Source organism: Flavobacterium sp. GNP001 (assembly GCF_054343775.1).
In genome coordinates, this window is record NZ_JBTGUX010000001.1 from 406,739 (window position 1) to 429,703 (window position 22,965).

General features: G+C 34.8%; 19 protein-coding genes. 9 read left to right on the plus strand and 10 right to left on the minus strand.

Annotated features, from left to right (window positions below; all coding sequences use genetic code 11):
• Position 1 precedes the first annotated feature (1 nt).
• The 6 genes from ACXX8U_RS01585 to ACXX8U_RS01610 all read right to left on the minus strand — a co-directional run bounded on the left by ACXX8U_RS01585 (position 2) and on the right by ACXX8U_RS01610 (position 5,964).
• On the minus strand, positions 2–712 hold the full coding sequence (locus ACXX8U_RS01585) for a YqjF family protein (protein ID WP_458564322.1): 711 nt from the start codon (positions 710–712) through the stop codon (positions 2–4).
• A gap of 142 nt (positions 713–854) precedes the next feature.
• Positions 855–1,358 (minus strand): GbsR/MarR family transcriptional regulator, encoded by a 504-nt coding sequence (locus ACXX8U_RS01590; RefSeq protein WP_458564323.1) that lies wholly within the window; start codon positions 1,356–1,358, stop codon positions 855–857.
• Positions 1,359–1,644: 286 nt separating this feature from the next.
• The gene (locus ACXX8U_RS01595; protein WP_458564324.1) at positions 1,645–3,669 is read right to left on the minus strand and encodes a M3 family metallopeptidase; all 2,025 of its coding nucleotides are present in this window, start codon (positions 3,667–3,669) and stop codon (positions 1,645–1,647) included.
• Positions 3,670–4,071: 402 nt separating this feature from the next.
• Complete coding sequence (locus ACXX8U_RS01600; protein ID WP_458564325.1) at positions 4,072–4,224, minus strand: hypothetical protein; 153 nt, start codon at positions 4,222–4,224, stop codon at positions 4,072–4,074.
• A gap of 23 nt (positions 4,225–4,247) precedes the next feature.
• On the minus strand, positions 4,248–4,733 hold the full coding sequence (gene purE, locus ACXX8U_RS01605) for a 5-(carboxyamino)imidazole ribonucleotide mutase (RefSeq protein WP_221916346.1): 486 nt from the start codon (positions 4,731–4,733) through the stop codon (positions 4,248–4,250).
• 73 nt (positions 4,734–4,806) lie between these two features.
• Positions 4,807–5,964 (minus strand): 5-(carboxyamino)imidazole ribonucleotide synthase, encoded by a 1,158-nt coding sequence (locus ACXX8U_RS01610; protein ID WP_458564326.1) that lies wholly within the window; start codon positions 5,962–5,964, stop codon positions 4,807–4,809.
• Positions 5,965–6,220: 256 nt separating this feature from the next.
• Here ACXX8U_RS01610 and hpt point away from each other — a divergent pair, with 256 nt between their 5' ends.
• The 4 genes from hpt (at position 6,221) to obgE (ending at position 9,744) form a co-directional block, all read left to right on the plus strand.
• Positions 6,221–6,751: a hypoxanthine phosphoribosyltransferase gene (gene hpt, locus ACXX8U_RS01615; RefSeq protein WP_166138070.1), complete on the plus strand. Its 531-nt coding sequence runs from the start codon at positions 6,221–6,223 to the stop codon at positions 6,749–6,751.
• 12 nt (positions 6,752–6,763) lie between these two features.
• Positions 6,764–7,336 (plus strand): adenylate kinase, encoded by a 573-nt coding sequence (locus ACXX8U_RS01620; RefSeq protein WP_458564327.1) that lies wholly within the window; start codon positions 6,764–6,766, stop codon positions 7,334–7,336.
• 99 nt (positions 7,337–7,435) lie between these two features.
• Positions 7,436–8,659 (plus strand): hemolysin family protein, encoded by a 1,224-nt coding sequence (locus ACXX8U_RS01625; protein WP_458564328.1) that lies wholly within the window; start codon positions 7,436–7,438, stop codon positions 8,657–8,659.
• An 83-nt stretch (positions 8,660–8,742) separates the two neighbouring features.
• On the plus strand, positions 8,743–9,744 hold the full coding sequence (obgE, locus tag ACXX8U_RS01630) for a GTPase ObgE (protein ID WP_458564329.1): 1,002 nt from the start codon (positions 8,743–8,745) through the stop codon (positions 9,742–9,744).
• Positions 9,745–9,827: 83 nt separating this feature from the next.
• Here obgE and ACXX8U_RS01635 read toward each other — a convergent pair whose 3' ends face one another.
• The 4 genes from ACXX8U_RS01635 to ACXX8U_RS01650 form a co-directional block, all read right to left on the minus strand.
• The gene (locus ACXX8U_RS01635) at positions 9,828–10,817 is read right to left on the minus strand and encodes a glycosyltransferase family protein (RefSeq protein WP_458564330.1); all 990 of its coding nucleotides are present in this window, start codon (positions 10,815–10,817) and stop codon (positions 9,828–9,830) included.
• Between the two features lie 44 nt (positions 10,818–10,861).
• Positions 10,862–11,677, minus strand: a complete 816-nt coding sequence (locus ACXX8U_RS01640; RefSeq protein WP_458564331.1) for a UDP-2,3-diacylglucosamine diphosphatase — start codon at positions 11,675–11,677, stop codon at positions 10,862–10,864.
• A gap of 184 nt (positions 11,678–11,861) precedes the next feature.
• A complete protein-coding gene (locus ACXX8U_RS01645) occupies positions 11,862–18,116 on the minus strand; it encodes an alpha-2-macroglobulin family protein (protein WP_458564332.1) in 6,255 nt (2,084 codons plus the stop codon).
• A 181-nt stretch (positions 18,117–18,297) separates the two neighbouring features.
• Complete coding sequence (locus tag ACXX8U_RS01650; protein WP_458564333.1) at positions 18,298–18,759, minus strand: Mpo1 family 2-hydroxy fatty acid dioxygenase; 462 nt, start codon at positions 18,757–18,759, stop codon at positions 18,298–18,300.
• Between the two features lie 235 nt (positions 18,760–18,994).
• Between ACXX8U_RS01650 and ACXX8U_RS01655 the strand changes: the two genes are divergently transcribed.
• The 5 genes from ACXX8U_RS01655 to ACXX8U_RS01675 are packed head-to-tail and all read left to right on the plus strand — an operon-like array spanning position 18,995 to position 22,965.
• Entirely contained in the window at positions 18,995–19,693 is a 699-nt protein-coding gene (locus ACXX8U_RS01655; RefSeq protein WP_458564334.1) for a tetratricopeptide repeat protein, read from the plus strand.
• 42 nt (positions 19,694–19,735) lie between these two features.
• On the plus strand, positions 19,736–21,091 hold the full coding sequence (locus ACXX8U_RS01660; RefSeq protein WP_458564335.1) for a UDP-N-acetylmuramate--L-alanine ligase: 1,356 nt from the start codon (positions 19,736–19,738) through the stop codon (positions 21,089–21,091).
• 10 nt (positions 21,092–21,101) lie between these two features.
• On the plus strand, positions 21,102–21,560 hold the full coding sequence (locus ACXX8U_RS01665; protein ID WP_458564336.1) for a GNAT family N-acetyltransferase: 459 nt from the start codon (positions 21,102–21,104) through the stop codon (positions 21,558–21,560).
• A gap of 11 nt (positions 21,561–21,571) precedes the next feature.
• Positions 21,572–22,267 (plus strand): RadC family protein, encoded by a 696-nt coding sequence (radC, locus tag ACXX8U_RS01670; protein ID WP_458564337.1) that lies wholly within the window; start codon positions 21,572–21,574, stop codon positions 22,265–22,267.
• An 8-nt stretch (positions 22,268–22,275) separates the two neighbouring features.
• The gene (locus ACXX8U_RS01675) at positions 22,276–22,965 is read left to right on the plus strand and encodes a YjjG family noncanonical pyrimidine nucleotidase (protein ID WP_458564338.1); all 690 of its coding nucleotides are present in this window, start codon (positions 22,276–22,278) and stop codon (positions 22,963–22,965) included.

The window sequence follows — 22,965 nt, forward strand, 5'->3', positions numbered from 1 at the left end:
TTTATTTTATCGTTTTTTTACCTTCAATCGTTATTTTCGAACCAACAGCAAGAAATTCTGATGTTGGTTTTAAATCTTCTAAAAACTTAAAATCCTTGCCGTAAATACTTTCGAAATCAACATTAATTTTCGATTCAATTACTTTTAGTTGTTCCCATCTTGGGTGCGAAACTGCATATTCAATTGATTTATCGTTATTGTAGTTGGTGTACCCAAAATAATGTTCAGTTATAAACTCGGCTTCTGAATTTAGTTCAATCGGAATCGGATTTTTTTCTGTCGTCATGGAAATGGAATTCCATTTTGCATCCTTGAACCATTCGTATTGAAAAGATTTTGATATCGCATTTTCGGTTCTTGAATGACGCATTTTCAAGGTTTGGTAATGCTCGTTGTATAAGGTGTTGGCGACAATGGTAATGGCATGCTTCGGAACTATTTCTTTGACGAAAACAACGCCTCGTTTCCAACTGCCATTTTCGAATCTTTTTACATAAAAGCGTAAATTGACTTCTTCAAAATTCACATGAAACGGAACTTTAATTCCTAATACTTTCACGTTTTCAAACATAAATCCAATTAAACTGATGTAACATTTGCCGTTCCATAAATCGAGTTCAGTTCCTTTTGGAACATAACTTTCTAAAATTTTTGGATCGATTTCGTAATTAAACATCGCTAAATCATTCCATTCTGCGGTTAAGAAGCTCATAATTTTAAGTTTTATTTTCAAACTTTCAGAAAAAAATGAAAGTTTTAATTAAATTTTTTTATCTGATTTGTTCTTTGTTATTGTTTTTTAGTGGTCTCATTGAATAGTTTTTTATAATGCTATTTTTAAAATGATTAAAAAACTATTTCATTATTTTAACAACCAATTTAGCTAGCCAATTGTCTTTGTATTCCGTCATTTTATCCAAAACATTATCTGCTTTTAGAACAAAATCATACAATTTAGTAGTTTGATCTACAAAATGTTTTTCTTCGGCGGTATTGTCTGATGTTATGGAAGAAACTTCTTTTAGTACTTTCAAAGCAGGTTTGATTTCGCGTTTGCTTCTTTCTCTCGCAATTTTCACAGCCAGTTCGTCTAAATCCTTTTCAGCTGTAAAAAATTCTCGGCGTTCGCCCGCTTTGTATTCTTTGTAAACAATTCCCCAATCCATCAAAGCACGTAAATTCATAGATGCATTGCCGCGCGAAATTTGCAATTCCTCCATAATGTCTTCCATCGAAACGGCTTCGTGTGAAACCATCAAAAGCGCGTGAATTTGAGCCATGGTTTTATTAATCCCCCATTGACTGCCTAATGCACCCCACGTTTGAACGAATTTATTTTTTGCTTCTTTGAATTTCATTTGTGGATTTTATTATTTTTCAAACGGTCAAATGCAAATCGCATGAATGCTCATTGTCATAGTGTAAAGATAAATAATGTTTTCGAACTTTCAATAATAAATGAAAGTTTATTTTTGTTTTGGGCGTTCCCTTTCAGGTCGGGCTTTTCGTTGCAAGTCCTCGCTGCGTCGTTCCTCCTTGCTGTGGGCTTTTCTCTGCAATCCCTAACGCAAAACCAATTAAAAAAAGTCGAGATATTGCTACCTCGACTTCCTTTTATAACTTACTATGTGTTTTAACATTGATCTATAGTAATCCAGCGCGTTTCAACAACGCATCTGCCTTTGGTTCTTGACCTCTGAATTTTTTGTACAATTCCATTGGTAATTCGGTGCCACCTTTAGAAAGTACATTGTCTTTGAATTTAGTAGCCACTTCTTTATTGAAAATTCCTTTTTCTTGGAAATAGGCAAAAGCATCGGCATCTAAAACCTCGGCCCATTTGTAACTGTAATATCCAGAAGAATATCCGCCTTGAAAGATATGAGAAAATGAAGTACTCATGCAATTCTCAGCAACATCAGGATATAAACTTGTACCTGCCATTGCTTGTTTTTCAAAAGCTTTTACATCTTCAATTACTTGCGATTTTCCGTGATAGGTCATGTCTAAAAGTCCAAAACTGATCTGTCTTAATGTTGCCATTCCTTCTAAAAAACTTGCGCTTTCTTTAATCTTTTCTACGTACTCTTGAGGGATAACTTCACCCGTTTCATAATGTTTAGCAAATAATGCCAATGCTTCTGGTTCGTAGCACCAGTTTTCCATTACTTGGCTTGGCAATTCCACAAAATCCCAATACACTGAAGTTCCAGATAAACTTGGATAAGTAGTATTGGCTAACATTCCGTGTAAGGCGTGCCCAAATTCGTGGAATAAGGTCGTGACTTCATTAAACGTTAATAACGAAGGTTTCGTTTCTGTTGGTGGTGTGAAATTACAAACGATAGAAACATGTGGTCTTTCATTGATTCCATTTTTTATAGCTTGCGATTTATATGATGTCATCCAAGCGCCATTTCGTTTGCCTTTTCTTGGGAAAAAATCAGCATAGAAAACAGCAACCAATTTGTTTTCGAAATCTAAAACTTCAAAAGTTTGAACATCTTCGTGGTATTTGTCAATATCAAAAACTTCTTTAAAAGTAATTCCGAATAGTTTCTCGGCAATAGTGAAAGCTCCATTTAAAACATTTTCTAACTTGAAATAAGGTTTTAAAATCTCATCATCAAAGTTGAATAATTTTTGTTTTAATTTTTCAGAATAATAAGCGCCATCCCATTTTTCTAACTGATCAATTCCGTCAAGTTCTTTTGCGAAAGCGGTTAATTGAGTAAATTCTTTTTGGGCGGCTGGTTTCGCTTTTTCTAATAAATCATTCAAAAACGAAAGTACTTTTTCAGGATTTTGAGCCATTCGTTCTTCTAAAACAAAGTCAGAATGTGATTTGTATCCCAGTAAATTAGCACGTTTATGACGTAATTCTACAATACGTTTTACGTTTTCTTTATTGTCGAATTCGTTGTCTTGAAATGATTTTTTTCCGGCAGCAATGGCAATTTCTTTTCGTAATTCGCGGTTTTCAACGTAAGTCACAAAAGGCAAGTAACTCGGAAAATCAAGAGTGAAAACCCAACCTTCCAATTCTTTTGATTTTGCCAAACTTGCGCCCATTTCTTTCGCGCCATCAGGTAAACCTTTCAAATCATCTTCGTTTGTAATATGCAATTGGTAGTTATTGGTTTCGGCCAAAACATTTTCGCCATACGTCAATTTAATTTTGGCAAGTTCGGTATCAATTTCTCGTAATTTTAACTTGTCTTCTTCATTCAATAAAGCTCCATTTCTAGAAAATCCTTTGAATTTTTTGTCTAATAAAGTGGCTTGTTCAGTAGTTAAATTCAAAGATTTTTTTTGATCGTAAACGGATTTAACTCGTTTGAATAAATTTTCGTTTAAAGCGATGTCATTACTAAACTCAGTCAACAATGGAGAAACTTCTTGAGCAATTTTTTGCATTTCGTCATTAGTTTCAGCCGAATTCAAATTGAAGAAAATCGATGATAATCTATCCAATTGTTCACCAGCAAAATCTAAAGCCACAATAGTGTTTTCAAATGTTGGAGCGTCGGAATTAGTAATGATAGCATCAATTTCAGCTTTTGCGGCAGCGATGTTTTCGATAAAAGCAGGTTTGTAATCTTCTAGTTTTATTGCCGAAAATGGTGCTGTATTGTGTTTGGTATTGAATGTTGAGGTAAGTGTTTTCATAATTTTATTTGAAGGGACAAGTCGGGACTTGTCCTTACGTTTTAAAGTTTTAAATTTTCTAAATCTTGGTACGTATTCCAAAATCGGAGTAATTCGATGGTATTAGAATTTATTCTGTAGTAAAGCGTTATTTGTTTCGTAATTACAACTTTGTTTACGCTTTTGTAATTTGTAGAAATAAATTCAATGTTGTTCTTTACCAATAGAGCAATTGTGTTGTCTACTTTGTCTAGGAAATTTACAACATCTTGAAATGACCATTCAGCTCCAAGGTAATCAATGTTTTGCCAATAGTCTTTTTTTGCTTGTGGCTACCAAATAACAATCACTATTTGAAATATTTTGAATAGCGATTTCTTGTTTCCTCCATGACCAAGTCGTGAGCAATCCCTTCCTTTTTTTCTAAAGAAATAATAGCTTCATCGATGGCTGTCTTTTGTTTTCGGTTAAAGTAGTTTTAGATTGAATCAGATGAATAATTTCTTCAATCAATTTTGGGTTTTCAATATCCAAAATAACTTTGGCTAACTCAATTTTTGAAGTTTGAATATTCATAGTTTTCTTTTTATTAAAGATAATTATTTTTTCAATTCAGATGCTGCTTTGTCAACAGCTTGTTTTAATCCTTCTTTATAAAAAATGATTTTGTCTAACACACATTGATCGTGACTACCGATGATTTGCGCGGCAAGGATACCGGCATTTTTGGCTCCATTAAGCGCAACTGTTGCCACGGGAACACCACCTGGCATTTGAAGTATTGACAATACCGAATCCCAACCATCAATGGAATTACTCGATTTTACAGGAACGCCAATTACAGGAAGCGGCGACATAGAAGCAACCATTCCGGGTAAATGCGCCGCGCCTCCAGCACCAGCAATAATTACTGAGATACCTCGGTTGTGAGCATTTTTACTAAAATCAAATAATTTTTCAGGTGTTCTGTGTGCCGAAACAATATCAACTTCAGTTTCGATGTCAAATCCTTTTAATATGTCGATGGCTTCTTGCATTACTGGCATATCCGAAATGCTTCCCATGATGATGGCTACTTTGCTCATTTTGTTTTTTTGTTTCAAGTTTAAGGTTTCAAGTTTTTTTGTTTTTAAAACTTCCAACTGCGACTGATTACTGTTACTGACCACTAATCACTCTAATACTATTCTTAACTTCTTCCGCAATTCTCCTTGCTTCAACCATATTCTCATTTGCAATTGTAACATGTCCCATTTTCCGGAAAGGTCTTGTTTCTCTTTTGCCGTAAATGTGAGGAGTAACGCCATCAATTGCCATTATTTTTTCGATGTTTTCATAAAGTACTGGACCCGAAAAACCTTCTTCGCCAACCAAATTTACCATTATTCCAGCAACTTTGCTATCTGTGTTTCCTAAAGGTAGGTTTAAAATGGCGCGTAAATGATTTTCAAATTGAGAGGTGTAACTTGCTTCAATGGAATAATGCCCGGAATTGTGTGGTCTTGGAGCGACTTCATTGACTAAAATTTCATCGTCTTCGGTTTGAAACATTTCAACTGCTAATAACCCGACGTGATCAAAGGCTTCAGAAACTTTTAGTGCTATTTCGATTGCTTTTTGAGCCACATTATCATCAATTCGTGCGGGACAAATCACATATTCAACTTGATTGGCTTCGGGATGGAATTCCATTTCAACCACAGGATACGTTTTCACCTCGCCAGAAGCAGAGCGCGTAACAATGACTGCTAATTCATTTTTGAATGGAACCATTTGTTCAGCGATGCATTCAACATCTGGTAATTTTAATAAATCGATGGTAGAGCGGCATACTTTTACACCGTTACCATCATACCCAAATTCGGCGCACTTCCACACAAAAGGAAAATCCAATTCGTCTTTCTCTAAAGATTTTTTCAAATCATTTAAATCTACAAAACGTTGGTGAGGCGCAGTAGGGATGTTATTTTCAACATAAAAATCTTTTTGTTTGCCTTTATTTTGAATTTGTTGCAAAGTTCTAGGTGATGGATAAATTGTAAGTCCTTCACTTTCTAATTGCAATAAGGCTTCAAGATTTACCAGTTCTATTTCAAAAGTTAATACATCAACCATTTTACCAAATTGGTATACGGTGTCGTAATCCATCAAGTTGCCTTTGTAAAACTTATTGCAAGCCATTCTGCAAGGCGCTTCATCACTTGGGTCTAATACATAAGTTTGAATGTCAAATTTACGGGTGTCGGCCAGCATCATTTTACCAAGTTGCCCTCCACCAAGAATACCAAGAGTGAAATTAGTAGAAAAATAATTCATAGTGTAGTTGTATGTTTACGCAAAGATACCGTATCTGTTTCAATTGATAAAATGCAAATTTTGGTGGTTTGTTTTTTAAAATTTTGATTCATTTTACAAAAGTATGGGGTTTTGCAGGATAACTTTTTTTGCTTTTTGCTATCAGAGTGATAGCTAGAAATACGTATTTTTTTAGAGACCATAATTCTTCTTTTTTTAATGGCTTGAGTCAAGTAAGAAATTGCTATCTTTGCCCATTATTTTAAACCTAAAAATAATGATACAACTTCACGATAAACAATTTGTTCCGTTTATTTCGGCTACAGAAATAGAGTTTGCTATTGCTAAAATGGTGTCGCAAGTAGAGGCAGATTTTGCTGATGAAACACCCGTTTTTGTTGGAGTATTAAATGGTGCTTTCATGGTAGTTGCTGATTTTATGAAGCAGTATAAAAAACCATGCGAAGTGTCGTTTATTAAAATGGCATCTTACGAAGGAACAACTTCTACCAACGAGGTGAAACAATTAATTGGAGTCAATCAAGATTTGACAGGCCGCAGTGTTATTGTTATTGAAGACATTGTTGATACTGGTAACACTCTAGTAGAATTGAAAGAATTGTTTAAAAAACAAAATGTTAAGCATTTTAAAATTGCAACACTTTTTTTTAAACCTGAAGCCTACAAAAAAGATATCAAAATTGATTACGTAGGTATTCGTATCCCAAACAAATTTATTGTAGGGTACGGTTTAGATTATGATGGATTAGGTAGGAATTTACCTGAAGTTTATAAATTAAAAGAATAACGAAACAAGAACATGACGAACATAGTTTTATTTGGAAAACCGGGTGCAGGTAAAGGAACTCAAGCTGAGTTTTTGAAAGAAAAATATAAATTAACTCATATCTCTACTGGCGATGTGTTTCGTTTTAACCTAAAAAATGATACCGAATTAGGCAAACAAGCCCGCGTATTCATGGATGCTGGTGATTTAGTACCAGACGAATTGACAACCAAAATGTTAATTGATGAGGTAAACAAGCACCCAGATACGAATGGCGTTTTGTTTGACGGTTATCCAAGAACAATTGCTCAAGCAGAAGCTTTAGACGCTTTTTTAGAATCAATTGGTTCAAAAGTAGCGGCTACAATTGCACTTGAGGCTGATGATGAAGTTTTGGTGCAACGCCTTCTAGAACGCGGAAAAACAAGCGGACGTGTAGACGATCAAGACGAGGAAAAAATCAGAAATCGTTACCAAGAATACAACGAAAAAACAGCTCCTTTAATGGACTACTACGAGGCACAAAACAAGTTTTATGCGGTAAATGGAATAGGTTCTATTGCCGAAATTACGGAGCGCGTAAGTGCCGTAATTGACCAATTGTAATTTGATTGCTTTGGCACAACACACTATATCAACGAATTTATATCTACTTTGGAAATACTCATAATATTTTTGCTAATCCTTCTTAACGGTGTTTTCTCTATGTCGGAGATCGCTTTGATTTCGGCTCGAAAAAACCGCCTTGAAACCGCTGCAAAAAAAGGGAATAAAAGCGCTAAAATCGCACTTGATTTAGCCAACTCTCCCAATAAATTTTTATCGGCAGTGCAAATTGGAATTACCCTTATCGGAATTCTTACGGGTATCTATAGTGGTGATAAAATTACACAAGATGTTGAGCTATTTGTGAGTGGATTTGATTTGCTCAAGCCGTATGCTCAACCTATTGCTGTGGGTGTTGTTGTAGTGATTTTAACCTTCTTCTCTTTGGTTTTAGGAGAGTTATTACCAAAACGAATCGGACTTAATCATCCCGAATCTATCGCAAAAGCAGTAGCCTTACCAATGAAAATTGTATCGATCGTAACCGCACCCTTTATTTGGTTGCTTACCACTTCGACTGATTTTTTATTGAATGTGTTGCAAATAAAACCAACAGCAGATGGGAAAGTAACTGAAGAAGAAATCAAAGCTATCATTAAAGAAGGAACTGAAGGTGGTGAAGTTCAAGAAATTGAACAAGATATTGTGGAGCGTGTTTTTCATATTGGTGATCGCAAAATCAATTCGTTAATGACGCATCGCAAGTCGGTTGTTTTTCTTCCACTTCATGCCGATAAAGAAAAGGTTAGAGAATTCATGTTGAAAGAATTACACTCTATCTACCCTGTTTTTAATGACAATTACGATGATATTGTTGGGGTTGTGAACTTGAAAAACATCTTTTCGAATTTCGAAAATGATAATTTTAATTTAGCAAATATCATGACCGAAGCGCCATTTATGATGGAACAAACTACAGCCTACGTAGCGCTAGAAAATTTCAAAAAATCAGGAATTCACTACGCTTTTGTTTCTGATGAATATGGTGTTTTTCAAGGAATAATTACTTTGAATGATATCTTGGAAGCGCTAGTTGGTGATGCAGCCGATTTTTATAAGGATGATTTTCAATTGATTGAAAGAGAAGACGGCAGTTGGTTAGTTGACGGCCATTATTCGCTTCACGATTTTTTAACTTATTTTGAATTGGATGAACTAATTAACGATTACGAAGTAACTACCGTAAGTGGTTTGATTATGACTGAGTTATCTCATATTCCGAAACAAGGAGAGAAATTAATTTGGCAAAAATTTGAGTTAGAAGTCATCGATATGGATGGTGTTAAGATTGATAAAGTGATGGTTAAATCCATTAATGTTTAAGAATAAATTGAGTTAAATAGCAAGGTAAATTGCTTGTAAAAAGCAAAATACTGAAGGAATATTTAACGGTAAAAAAAAAGAAAATGACAGAAGGAAATTTTGTAGACTACGTAAAAATATATGTTTCATCAGGTAAAGGTGGTAAAGGATCTACGCACTTGCACCGTGAGAAATTTATTCAATACGGTGGTCCTGATGGAGGTGATGGAGGTCGTGGAGGACATGTGTATATAGTAGGAAACAAAGGATTGTGGACTTTATTTCACCTAAAATTTGCCCGACATATTAAAGCGGGAAATGGCGGAGATGGTAGTGGCGACAGAAGTACGGGTGCTGATGGAGAAGATAAATACCTCGAAGTGCCTTTGGGGACGGTAGTAAAAGACAAAGAAACAGGTGAGATTTTATTTGAAATAACCGAAGATGGTGAAAAACGAATATTGTCTCGCGGTGGAAAAGGTGGTTTAGGAAACTGGCATTTTAGAAGTTCAACCAATCAAACGCCAAGATATGCACAGCCAGGTTTACCAGGCGTAGAGATGGATGTTATTTTAGAATTGAAAGTTTTAGCTGATGTTGGTTTAGTAGGTTTTCCTAATGCGGGTAAATCGACTTTATTATCAGTTTTGACTTCGGCTAAGCCAAAAATTGCTGATTATCCTTTTACCACTTTGAAACCCAATTTAGGTATTGTGGCTTACAGAGATTTTCAATCATTTGTAATTGCTGATATTCCCGGAATTATTGAAGGTGCTGCCGAAGGTAAAGGTCTTGGGCATTATTTTTTACGTCACATTGAACGCAACTCGACTTTATTGTTTTTGGTACCTGTAGATACCCCAGATATTAAAGGAGAATACGATATTTTGGTAAACGAATTGACCAAATACAATCCGGAAATGTTAGACAAAGAGCGTTTGTTAGTAATTTCTAAATGCGATATGCTTGATGATGAACTTAAAGCAGAATTAAAAACAGAGTTGGATGCTTCGTTTAAAGATATTCCGTATATGTTTATTTCGTCTGTGGCACAGCAAGGACTTACGGAACTAAAAGATAAATTGTGGAAAATGCTTAATGATTAAGCTATTTTTTATTTCTATTCAAAAAGGATTTCATGTATTGAAATCCTTTTTTGGTTTAACTTCGTTTTGTTCTAGGATTATTGTTAGTCGTGGTAAGTGTCAAATAAATATTGCAATGTGTCAGGAATAGAATTGGCCGGCATCGAAGGATAAATGGTCGTTGCATTCAGCCAATTTCCGATTGTGATTTCAAAATCTTTCCCTAGGTCGTAGCGCACAGGAACTCCCAATTGTTGCAAAGCCGCAGCATTGCACTCTTGCTCGTAATGGTTGCGAATGGGTATGCTGAGTATCTTTTTACCCAAATGCAAAGCTTCAGCGGGAGTTTCAAAACCACCACCAGTAATGATTCCGTGGCAATGAATAAGACTGTGGTTGAATAGTTGTTGATTGACTGGGAAATAGGTAATATTTCCGAGTGTATATGATTCCTTAATATCTCCTAGAAACCAATGAAAATGTACTGTAGGCATTTTAATAAAGGCTTTTTCTAAACATTCTTTGTCAAACGAAGGAAGGTAAACCGTAATATGTTCCTGGTCTTTGGGTTCCGCATTTACAATTTCATCTTTGATGATCGGCGGATGTATGAACGAATCGTACTTTTCAAAATGCAAACCAATATGTTTAGGCGATGGTGCATAATGCTTTAAGATCAGTTCTCCCATGACACTTTTCTTTTCAGGTCGTGGGGTTTTCTCAGAGATAAAACTAGCTTGGTGTCCAAATTGTACCGAATGAACTTTTTGAATTTTACAAGCCAAAGCAGTAACAGAATCAAAATCGTTGATGACTACATCGTAATTTTTTAAAGGTAAACTACGAGCGTCTTTATAAATTTGTAACGGTCGAAAATTTTTAGCAATGTTCCAATAATGTAGTCCTCCGCAAGTGCTATAATGCAAACTACATCCTTTACTTCTAAACGCTACAGGCAAATTAATATCGAGGCTTACATTGTTTCCGCTTAAAAAAAAATCTACTTCGCCAAACTTTTTTAAGTACGGATACAGTTGTGTTGCTCTGCTAATGTGGCCGTTTCCTGTGGCCTGTATGGCATAAAATATTTTCATAAATAAGGAATTTATTTAATCTTTTCTGGAAATGTTATGACTTGTTATGCTAAAATTTTAGAGACAATATCAGTTGTAACTTGATTTTCTTGTAAATCATCGGTCATAAAATCTGTTTTGCGATAATGGTAAATGCGCCATTTTTCTTTTCGATATTCTAATGCGGTCAAATTTTCAACCCAATCGCCACTATTCAAATACAATACTTGTCCGTTCTCATTTTTGACAATCTTTTTTTGTGGCATGTGGATGTGGCCACATACTACATAACTGTATTTTTTTTCAATAGCGATTTCTGCCGCCGTTGTCTCAAAATTGGATACAAAAGCAACTGCTTTTTTGACACTATTTTTTATCATTTTTGAGAAGCTTCGTTTCTCTTTACCCATCGATACCAAAATCCAATTGATAAAACTGTTAATTAGAATCAGCAAGTCGTAGCCTTTGCCGCCGAGTTTTGCTACTATTTTGGCATAGCCTTGCGTTGAAGAATCAAACACATCGCCGTGAAAAATCCACGCTTTTTGTCCGTCAAGGTCTAATACCAGTTTGTCAACCAATTCTAAATTCCCAAGTATAAAATCAGAATATTTTCGGAGTGCTTCGTCATGGTTTCCGGTAATGTAAATTACACGCGTTCCCATATTTGACATTTTAATGATGTAACGCAGTACTTCCATGTGAGCAGCCGGAAAGTAACTTTTGCTAAAGCTCCACATGTCAATGATGTCGCCATTCAAAACTAAAATTTTAGGCTTGATCGATTTTAAATAATGGAGTAGTTCTTTGGCGTGACAGCCGTACGTACCAAGGTGAACATCACTGATAACAACTAAAGGTATTTTTCGCTTTCTTTTCATAAAAAGTTTTTACGAATTTACTCTTACAATGTTATGTCAATGTTGGTTTAGCGTTATGATTTAGAATTGTAACTGTTTTTGAGTTTGTTAGAAGTTTTTTAATGGAGTTGCTCCTTTAAATGGGATGAAAAAAATCCGTTTCCTGCATGAGAAAACGGATTTTTGAAAAGGAAATTAATTTTGATTATTCTTTAACGGTAACTCTAATTCCTTTGGTATGGCTAGAATATTCTGGGGCGTACATGCTTTGAATAGTCGAAATTCCGTTCGAAAAATCGCCTTTATTGTTTACGCGAACTGTGTATTCCAAAACGTAAGTTCCTTTCTCAATCTTATCAAAAAAGAAATGAGTCGCCGCATCTTTTGTACTTTGATAAAATCCTAATCCACCTTTGTATTGGTAAGTTGAAAGCACATCGGTAGGCTCAAAACAAGACGCTCGCATGTCTTTTAAATGTACAAATTCCATAGGCTCTTTGGCGTTTATTACTATTCGAACGGTGACCAAATCACCAATTTGTAGCGGATTTGCAGCAGTGATTTTGTTTAATTGTTTGCCATTTGCCGTATCCTTATTGAGATATAATTCTTTTAAGATAGTCAGGTTTTGATTATCGCTGGTTTTAATTTGATCTAAATCTTCAAAATATTGCCAATAAATTCCGCCATAACCAGGAACATTTGATTTGTTTTGAATGCTAACAGTAGCCATTTCTTTTTTGATTTCAGCTGCTTTCCAAGTGAGTTTAAGGTATCCTGTTTCAGATTCTTTATCCGTTTCGGTGCGTTTTTTGGTCAGTATTTTTTCGTCTCCAATTTTAATGACTGTATTGTCTTTGACACTCAGCCAATCTGTGCCTTGCATAAGTAATGCATAGATGGCTTCAGTAGTTGATTTTGTGGTTGGCCAATTTTTTGTTTGTTTATTTTTAAGCAACCAAACTTTCATGTCATCAACGGATTTTTTATCGTTTGTCACTTCTGTGAAAGCTTCAATAAGCAAAGCTTGTGTTTCAATAGGAGCCTGATACCAATACCAACCTGATTTGTTTGCAATCCAATACATACCCCAATCTTCATTGTTCGAGGCTGTTTCCTTTAAGCTTTCGATTATTTTTTTGGCACTTTCTTGTTCGCCAAAACGATTCAATGTAAGTGCAGCCAAACCTTTTTGATACAAAGAATAAGTTAGCCAATCTTTTTTAACAGCATCAAGATATTTGTTGATGGTTTTAGTCAGCGTATCCGAAGTTGGATTTGTTTTGAGGAAAAAACTTCGGCTGTACAAATAATGCAATTCGGTGTACGGGTTGCGCCAAATCAAAGTGGAATTATTAGCAGTGCTATTATTATGACTAAGTAAAAACTGTTGGTCCAAGTACGGTACAGCTGTCTTTGTAATTGTGCTGATACTTGCAGTAGTTTTTTCGTCAGAACTTAATTTTTGTAAGTGACCTAAACCAGCTACGATATGTCTGGTAATGTATTCGTTGGCATCGCTGCCATCAAACCAAGCAAATCCACCAGATGATTTTTGTTTTTGTTTTAATTTGTCAAACGTTGCTTCTTGCGATGCTTTCATTTTCTCTAAATCAAAAAGAGTGGCTAGTCTTTGTTTTTTTTCTTCTTCGGAAGAAACATCACGGAGCCAAGGCGTTTCGGCCAAAATAATGGATTTGAGAGTTTCATTAGATTCTAATGGACTGTTTTTAGTTCCCTTTTGACGCCAATTATCAAAAACTTGCTCAATTTTTGGGTTGCTGTTGATAATGTTCGTTGCTAGTGCATTAGCATAAAAACGAGCGAAGGTTTGTTCAGTACATTCGTGTTCGTACTCCATTAAATAAGGCAATGATTGTATGGCGAGCCAAGTAGGATTTGAAGTATATTCAAAGGTGAATTGATGATTTTTTAAAGTGGATGAGCTGTTGTTTTTTAAGTTCGTAAAGGTGTACTCTTTCTTAGAATTGTCTTTTACCCAAACCGGAATGCTCTCTGTGACAAGCATGTTGTTCGTTAAAACGGGTATAATATTTTCCTCGCCATCTGAAAAATCTCCTGCTTTGGCCAAAATTTTATACTGTACGCCTTGCAAACCTTCTGGAATATAAATTTTCCAGCTTACCGTGGTATTGCCAAAGGGAGCAATTGTAAAGTTTTTGGTCGGTTTGTTATTAGCCATTTTTAAATCAATTGGCTGCATATTTGTGGCATCATACAATTGAAAAATTGCAATTCCAACTTTTGGATCTTTGGTGATGTTGGCAATTTTGGCAGTGATGGTGATACTGTCTTTTTCTCTAAAAAAACGAGGTAGGTTAGGGGTTACCATCAACTCTTTTTGAGTAACAACTGTTTTTTCTAAAAAGCCAGAAACCGCTTCTTTATTGTGCGCCATCAAACGCAGCTTCCAAGCCGTTAGTGCTTCAGGAGAGGTAAATGAAAATTGTACTTTGCCCTTGGCATCACTTTGCAAATGCGGATAAAAAAACGCAGTTTCAGACAAGTTAGTTCTTGCTTTTACTTGAGTTATTGCTTCAAGCGCTTTTTTAGTAGTGATGATGATGACTCCGTTTTTACCTTTTTCTCCGTATAATGCGGTGGCTTTAGTGCCGTTAAGGACTTCAATATTAAGGATATCAGCCGATGGGATCGCCTTAATTTGTTCCATGCTCATAGGTACACCATCAACGATACATAGCGCATTTAACGGTGCCGATGAACTGGCCGCTCCGCGAATGATGATTTTATCGGATTTTGCTATTGTCGGCTTGACAAACTGAAGTTGGTCTACTTTTGGTGAAGGTGCATATACCACTTCTTGAAGTGCTGCTGCGGTGCCCGTTACCCTTGGTTCTACAGTTAGTACTGCATCAGGGTCTCCTTTAATTATTTCACTTCCAAGTTTTTTATCTTTTATTTCATAGTAAGACGGTCCATTTCCATAAGTGGATTCATTAAAATTAAAGCCAAACCATTTTAGGCGAATGACTTCATTAAGAAGATTCAGGGGATTTGAATCTAAATTTAAATTCTGAAAATAGATATACGTGTTTTCAAATCCTAAACCTGTTTTGAAGTAGATATTATTTCTACTAAAGTCATTAAAATTTAATGCCTCCCACGAAGTTTTGCTAAACTGATCTAAAGAGCTGTCATACATGGAAGCCAAAATTTCAGCTTCTTGAAGAGTGTTTGATGATTTGATGTGAAAAGACCAATTTTCAGTAGTTCCAGGCTGAATTTTATTTCTAAAACTTTCTACTGAAAATTCTATTTTATGTTCCTCAGATTTTAATGCAACTTCTAGTTGTTCCGTAAATGCTTGGTTCTCAAACACACTTTGGAAACCAATTTTTAGAGACTTTTCGAAATCCTTTTGAAGGGGAATAGTGACTGTAGCTCGTTTGTTTTCTAAAACAATATTTTGTTCATAAAAAGTACCGTTTTTATAATTGGCACTTGTAAGAATATGTAATGAGTTTAATATGGAGCGGATCTCAACGGTTACAAAACCATCTTTCTTTGGGTCTTTGTTTATCTGCTCAATAGTAAATAATTTATTTGGGTTGTACTTGTCTTTGCTTTGTATGATTGAAAAATTAGAAACAGTTTCGATAGGGTTTTCAAAACTATCTTTTGCCGAAAATACAATCTTATAATTTCCAGATTGATAATCAGTAATGAAATCGAGTGCGATGTTTTTGTCTTTTTCAGTATCTATTTTTTTAGAAAATAGTAAGATTTCAGTTGGTTTTTTGGATGTTTCAGATTGATTAACTTCGTAAGGAAATAATTTTTCAAAATCGGTATCCGAAATAGTAGCAATTTCGGGTTTAGTGAAAACTCTAGATTTGAATTTATTTTCAAACGGACTTACGTAATACAATTTAATTACTCCTTTTGTAGCTTTAAATTCTCCATTTAAATTGGTGCTATTTACGTTGATTTCATTTTTGTTTTTCGTTTCAATCCTGTTTGCTATAAATGCATTCAATACCAAATCATGGTAACCAACTTTAATCGTGGTAACGGCAGTATGTGTTTCTCCATTAATATCAGTAACGCTTGCGTTTATTCTATAATTGAAAATAGGTTGCTGTTCCTTACTCGCATTGTAAGACGGCTTTGCAATGAAATCAATCACAAATTTGCCTGAAGCATCAGTTTTAGTTTCGCTACTAATTAAAGTTTCATCGGGCTCGTTACTATAATAATTTCTGTAAGAATTCGTAAAACGAGTTATGGTGTAGGTTACTTTGGCATCCGAAATAGTGCTCCCTGCAAATGCTTTGGCAGTTCCTTTTACTGTAACCAGTTGATTAACCTGGAAGCTTTCTTTTTTAGGTTCGAAAGTAACTTGAAACTTTGGACGTTTGTATTCTTCTACTCTAAAATAAGTAGATGAGTTTTCTAAAGTAACATTTTCTAGCATAGGTTGTTCGTCTCCTGTAATGTCAGATGACATATTTTTGGTGTAAGCTGCAGGGTGTTTTGCCTGTATTCTAAAACTTCCCGTCAAGCCTGTTTTTGGTAAAATAAATTCACCAGAAAAAGAACCAAACTCATTTGTGGAAACCTCAATATCTTTAAAGTTGTTGTAATTCGGATCTTGAATGCTTATTAGAAAAGAAGAATTGGGAACAACATTCGATTTGTTATTCTTTTTTTGAATAGCAATTCCCTTGAAATAAACCGTCTGGCCTGGCCTGTAAATAGCCCGGTCCAGGTAAAATTCAACTTTTCTAACAATTTTTTTATCTTCTATTTTTTTATAATCATAACTGTTATTTAAATATTCCTTTTGGATAAGTAGGGTATCATTTTTGGTTGAGAATTGTATATAGCTATTTGCATAATTGTCTTTTTCTTTTGGGTGAAAAGCGAGTCCATTTTTATCTGTTTTGAGGGTTTTGTTTAACAATTTGATAGTGACATTTTCTAATGGTGTTCCTGTTTTTCTATCTATAACTGTGTGATATTCAGTGTTGTCTTTTGTGTTTGCTAAGACTGAAATATTTGAAACTGTTATGGTTTCAAACCCAAATCCTTTTTTCTCTTTAGAGTTACTATCACTTTCGAAATAGACCAGATAATTACCTGTTTCTAATTGTGGTAAAAGTACCTCGGTGGTGTACTCAAAATAATCTTTTTTGTCAATTAGTTCGTAGCTTTTTGTTACAAAAGGTTTTTTATTAGCTACAATGTAGTTAGCCAAACTATCACTTTTTTGGTATTTTTGGTAAAATTCTTCCTTTTTGTTATTACTTATTTTAAAAAAAGAAACCTTTAAATTATTGGTGTTTCTATATCGAATGAATGCTCTTGTATTTTCTTTATTGTAAATGTTTTGTTGGAGTTCAACTTGAATGGTTTTTGACAGTAGTTCTTCTTTGGCTTGTTGAGCCAGTTTGAAGGTATTTGAGTTATCATTAGTTTTTAAAACGCTTTCTAATTCGGCTAACGCTTTGTTATTATAATCAGGATGTACCTCTTTTGAAGCCAGATTTGCATAAGTTTTGGCTTTTTCTAGTTGAATTTTTTGTAAAATAATATCCTCACTTGGTAGTGTTTCAAGGTTAACTAATGCAGTTAGTAAGTTTTCATCAGATTTTATAAGATAGTTAGAACAAAATAGTATACGTTCTAGTTTGTTTTCAATAGTTGGTGCATCAGCTTCTAACTTTTGAAACAAGGAAAGCACTTTTTTTAAACTTTCATCTCCGATGAAATCAATGTTTAATTTTAAAAAGGCATCAGAGTTTCCTAATAAATTATTTTTATAAGCTTCAAATTGTTTCGCATCAAACTGCCATTCATTTATTTTTGTTTGGAAAAAAGTAATGTTCTCTTTTAGCAAGTACTCAAACAGATTTTCTTTTTTTAATTTCTCTAAAGTTAAAAAATTAAAAACCTCTTCATAATTGGTTAGAGGAATTACTTTTAAAACGGACTCGTTTTCTAATGTTTTTTCGAATATTTTGACAATGTCCTCTGAAGTTTTGTAATTACTAACTGTTGCACTATCTATTATATTTTCGTTATTTTCATTTTCGAGTGAGGATGAATCCACAACAGCTACCCCAAAGTTTTCATATTCTTCGTTATAATCGCTCAAACACTTTGCATAAACTAAATTCAAAATTGCTTTTGTAGGTATGCTTGCGGTCTTAATTTCAGTTTTAAGATTATGAATGATTTGACTTTTTGCATCTTCTTCAAGAACCTGCAGGTATTTTGATTTGTAAAAAAAGCATTTGATAATTTGCTCTTCGTTCTTATTTTGGACTGCTTTCTTGTAAATTCTATCAACGAGTACAGAGGCTGATTTTATTTTACCCTGATTTTCGTTTGCAAGAACTTCTTGCCATTTTTTGTCAAATTGTTGCGATTGCATTACTGTGCAGGTAAAAAACAGGAATAAAAGAATACCTCTCATAAATGAAGTTTTGTTTTTAATTAAAAAGTTTTTCTAAAAAAGAATAGTATAAAAGTAGTGTATTTTCTTCTTTTTTTGATGTAAGCTCCTAAATAAAAAAGCGATCTCCTTCCCTGAATTAAGAAAATCGCTCTTGTGAAGTTTTGTTATTGTAGAAAAGTAACAAAAGTATAGAATTGTTCTACTTTCTAGCAAATACCGAATGAATAACCCAAGCTGGTCCAATCAACAAAAATTGTAAATCTTTTATGAATGAGGGTTTTTTGCCTTCAATTTTATGTCCGTAAAACTGACCAATCCAACCAACTGAAAATACAATTACAGAGAACAACAATAAAGAAATAAATTGACCAACTATATAATTCCCAACTAGGCAAATAGCTGCAAAAAGTAGCATTTTTAAACCCATATTAATAGATAATCTAAAGTAAAAAAGCAATACAAATACAAGAACTACAAAAGCCCAATTAGCAGTTATAGGATGTATAGCTGCTAGTGGAGCAAGTATTCTGTTAGGGAAAGTCATGAATAAACCTACCACCGAAAAGAAAATTACAGGGACACAAATGTAATGGATTTGTTTATTGGTCACATTTTGATGACTTACACTGTATTCTTCGAACCAAGTTTGTAACGATTTCATAAACTGATGTTTTGAGCTAATGTAATAAAAAGTTCTCAAAATCATAAAACCACCATTAATTTTTTAGGGCGTCAGACTTTTCAATACTGAGATTGCAGATATTTGGCAAGGACTTTGCAACCAACACTTCTAATTCCTTTTTTCAAAGAAGAGGATTTCGCAGCGTATTCAGTTTAAAAAGGGATTGCTTTTTAAATTGTTGCTCTTATTTATTTTAATTACCTATTTTTGAATTATGAAACAATTTCTTTATTTACTTTTATTGCTACCAGCGATGATATGGTCTCAGTCTAATTTTGATAAAGCAGAAAAACTCTTTAAAGAAGGCAAATACAGCCAAGCCGAAGAGGGGTTTTTATCTTGTTTAAAAAACAATCCAAACGATTTAAAAGCAATCGAGTATTTAGGAGATATTGCAGGTCAAAATAAAGATTGGGATAAAGCGATATCCTATTACAAAAAATTAAAGTTAAGCAAGCCTTCAGAAGCGAATTACTTTTATAAATACGGTGGCGCCTTAGGTATGAAAGCCAAAGATGCCAATAAATTTAGGGCGTTAGGAATGATTGATGAGGTAAAAGCTTCGTTTGAAAAAGCAATAGCACTCAACCCGAAACACATCGATTCTAGATGGGCCTTGATAGAACTGTACATCCAATTGCCCGGAATAGTAGGAGGGAGCGAGTCAAAAGCCATTAAATATTCAAATGAATTGTTGCGCTTGTCACCTGTAGATGGGTATTTATCGCGCGGGCACATTGAAGAATATTTTAAGCGCTATAAAAATGCTGAAGTACAATATAAAAAAGCCATTCAAGTTGGCGGTTCAAAAACCAGTTACCAAAAATTAGCTAGTTTGTACAAAAACAAAATGCGCGAACCAGAAAAGGCAAAAAATATTTTAGAAACCTATTCGAGCAAACAACAAGATTAAAAAATGCTTGTTTAAGCCAATAATTATAAACTCAATATCAGAATGCGTACACATTTTATAGCTATCGGAGGTAGTGCCATGCACAATCTTGCTTTAGCCTTACACAACAAAGGATATCAAGTAACTGGTAGCGACGATGCTATTTTTGAACCTTCAAAATCACGTTTAGAAAAAAAAGGAATTTTGCCTGTTGAATTAGGTTGGTTCCCTGAAAAAATCACACAAGATATTGATGCAGTAATTTTAGGAATGCACGCTAAGGCAGACAATCCTGAGTTGCTGGCAGCACAAGAGCTTGGCTTGAAAATTTACTCTTACCCAGAGTTTTTATACGAGCAGTCTAAAAATAAAACGCGTGTCGTAATTGGAGGTTCTCACGGAAAAACAACCATCACATCAATGATTTTACATGTAATGCATTACCACGATATTGCAGTCGATTATATGGTTGGTGCACAATTAGAAGGTTTTGATACGATGGTACATCTCACAGAAGAAAATGATTTCATCGTACTAGAAGGCGATGAATACTTATCGTCACCTATTGATCGCCGTCCAAAATTTCATTTATACCAGCCGAACATTGCTCTGATTTCAGGTATTGCTTGGGATCACATCAATGTGTTTCCTACGTATGAAAATTACGTCAATCAATTTGAGATTTTCATCGAAAAAATAACCAACGGAGGTATTTTAGTTTACAATGAAAATGATCCGGAGGTCAAACGAGTAGCTGAAGCGGCAACTAACCCTATCCGTAAAATGGCATACAGCACTCCTGATTATACAGTTGCTGATGGGGTAACTTTACTAGAAACCCCTGATGGCGCAATGCCTATTGCAGTTTTTGGTGCTCATAATTTGAATAATTTAGCGGGAGCCAAATGGATATGCCAAAACATGGGCGTAGATGAAGCTGATTTTTATGAAGCCATTGCTAGTTTTACAGGAGCTTCTAAACGGTTAGAAAAAATAGCCGAGGGTAAAGGCAAGGTAGCCTACAAAGATTTTGCACATTCGCCAAGTAAAGTGGCCGCAACTACAAAGGCGGTAAAAGAACAATATCCGAACCGAAAACTGGTGGCTTGCTTAGAGTTGCATACCTATAGTAGTTTGAATGCTGAATTTTTAAAAGAATATGAAGGTGCATTAAATCACGCTGATGTAGCTGTAGTTTTTTATTCGCCAGATGCGGTAAAAATTAAACAGTTAGAAGAGGTAACCTACGAGCAAATTGCCAAGGCTTTCAATCGCGAAGATTTAGTGATTTATACCAATCCACAAGATTTTAAAGACTATTTGTTTAATCTTGATTTAGACAATTCAGCTTTGCTGTTGATGAGCTCGGGTAATTATGGCGGATTGAATTTTGATGAGGTAAAACAAATTATTCAATAATTCAAAAAAGATGAATACGTTGTATCGTTTAGAAAATACCAATAGTGATAATCCTGATTTCAGAAAGTTAGTGAGCTTGTTAGACCAAAGCTTGTGGGAAACCTATCCTGAACTAAAAGCGGATTACTGGGGCAACAATATTATTGAATTCAATCCGAATGTTGTGTTGGTATTTCGAAATGATGTAGCGGTAGCCTGCGCTTGTTTTAAAAAGTACGATACCAATTCGGTCGAAATCAAACGGATGTTTGTGAGTCCTGAACATCGAGGTTTCGGTCTTGCACAGCACATGTTGCAGGAGTTAGAAAAAAATGCAGCAGCTTTAGGGTTCACGAGTTTAATTTTAGAAACTTTGGTTAAACAAACAGCAGCTATTGCTTTATATAAAAGTTTTGGCTTTGATGTAGTAGAGAATTATCCTCCGTACGAGGGCCAAGATTTAAGTGTTTGTATGCGTAAAACAATTTAAAGGATATTCAAATGGGGGAGCAATCTTTTTTTCCGATTACTAATTGGTCCGAAGACGATAAACCTCGGGAAAAATTAATGCTCAAGGGCAAAAGCGTTTTAAGTGATGCAGAGCTGATTGCCATTTTGATCGGGTCGGGTAGTCGTAACGAATCAGCTGTTGCTTTGAGTAAACGGATTTTGGCTAGCGTCGACTCTAATCTAAACGCACTCGGAAAATTATCATTAGCACAATTAACCCAGTTCAAAGGAATAGGCGAGGCCAAAGCAATTGCCATTATTGCAGCTTTAGAATTAGGTAGAAGAAGGCGTGCAGAAGCAGCCACAGAGCTCACCAAAGTAACCTCGAGTAAAATTATTTTTGAGATCATGCAACCCATCATTGGCGAATTGCCGCACGAAGAGTTCTGGGTGATTTACATGAATAATTCCAACAAAGTAATTTACAAATCGCAACTCAGTAAAGGAGGAATTACGGGAACTTTAGTAGATGTTCGATTGGTATACAAAATGGCACTCGAAATGGGAGCAACAGCTTTAATATTGTGCCACAATCATCCGTCGGGAACTTTGGTGCCGAGTGATGCCGACAAACAAATCACCAAAAAAGTAAAAACAGCAGGCGAAAGTCTCGAAATAAAAGTGTTAGACCATCTAATTGTAACTGAAAGAAGTTATTTTAGCTTTGCTGACGAAGGATTAATGTAAATTGCACCATGAAAAATAACAATATAACAGATGTTTTTTTTGACTTAGACCACACCTTGTGGGATTTTGATAAAAATTCAGAACTTACATTTGAAAAAATATTTAATAATCGCTTTCCTGAGGTACACACAGCACATTTTATTGAGCAGTATGTTCCTATTAATCAAGAATGTTGGAAATTATATCAGTTTGACAAAATTACGCACGACGAATTGCGTTATAACAGATTAAAGCAGTCTTTTGATGCAATTGGTTATACTATCACTGATGCTGAAATTGAAATCGTAGCGAATGACTATATTGCTCTTCTACCAGATAACAATCACTTATTTGAAGGAGCTTTTGAAATTTTAGATTACCTTTCCGATCGCTATCAACTTCATATTATCACCAACGGTTTTGCTAAAGTGCAAGAAAAAAAGATGGCAAATGCTAATTTAGTGAAGTATTTTAAAACCTTAACCAATAGTGAATTGGCAGGTGTAAAAAAACCAAATACTGCCATTTTTGAATACGCATTAGAGGTGGCAAACACCTCAAAAGAGCGCAGTGTTATGATTGGCGATAGTTTAGAGGCCGATGTGTACGGAGCACTTAATGCTGGTTTAGATGCTATTTTTTTTAATGAAGCAAAGCTAGAAGTTCCAAATGATATCAAACACATAACGCACTTATTAGACCTAAAAAAACATTTATAA